The sequence below is a fragment of the Nocardia sp. TBRC8007 genome, from assembly GCF_056629435.1.
Genome location: NZ_JBWSOR010000145.1, coordinates 1 through 529 on the forward strand (window position 1 = coordinate 1; position 529 = coordinate 529).

Sequence of the window (529 nt, forward strand, 5' to 3'; positions counted from 1 at the left end):
CATCGACACCGTCGCGTCCTGCCGCCGCGCCAGCCGCTGCAGCAACGCCCGGGTCTCAGCATCGATCTCCACCGCCACGGTGTCGCCGCGATAGCTCGCCACCCGTGGGCGGGGCCGATCGGTCGGCAACCGCAGTTGTTCGGGCAACCCCGCCAGCTCGTCCCGCCAATACGCCAACTGCCGCGACACCACACTGTCGGGATCGGTGTGCTCACCCAACAGCTGCCGCTGCCACAGCGTGTAGTCCGCATACTGCACCGGCAGCGGCGCCCACTCCGGGCTGCGGCCGTGGATGCGTGCGGTGTAGGCACTGGCCAGATCCCGCAGCAACGGCCCCAACGACCACCCGTCCCCGGCGATATGGTGGATCAGCAGCAGTAGCACGTACTCGCCGCGGGTATGGTCGTCCTCGCCCGGGCCGGAGCAGCGGAACACACTCGCCCGCACCGGGATCTGCGCCGACAGGTCGAACGTATACCGCGCCGCGGCGGCCACCGCCGCCTCCATGTCCACGACTTCCGCCTCGGCC

At 70.5% G+C, this 529-nt stretch carries 1 protein-coding gene; it reads right to left on the bottom strand.

Annotated elements, in window-relative coordinates:
* A partial coding sequence (locus tag ACX4ZE_RS23015) for a condensation domain-containing protein (RefSeq protein WP_480275555.1) occupies window positions 1-507 on the bottom strand: 507 nt, incomplete at its 3' end.
* Window positions 508-529: the final 22 nt, after the last annotated feature.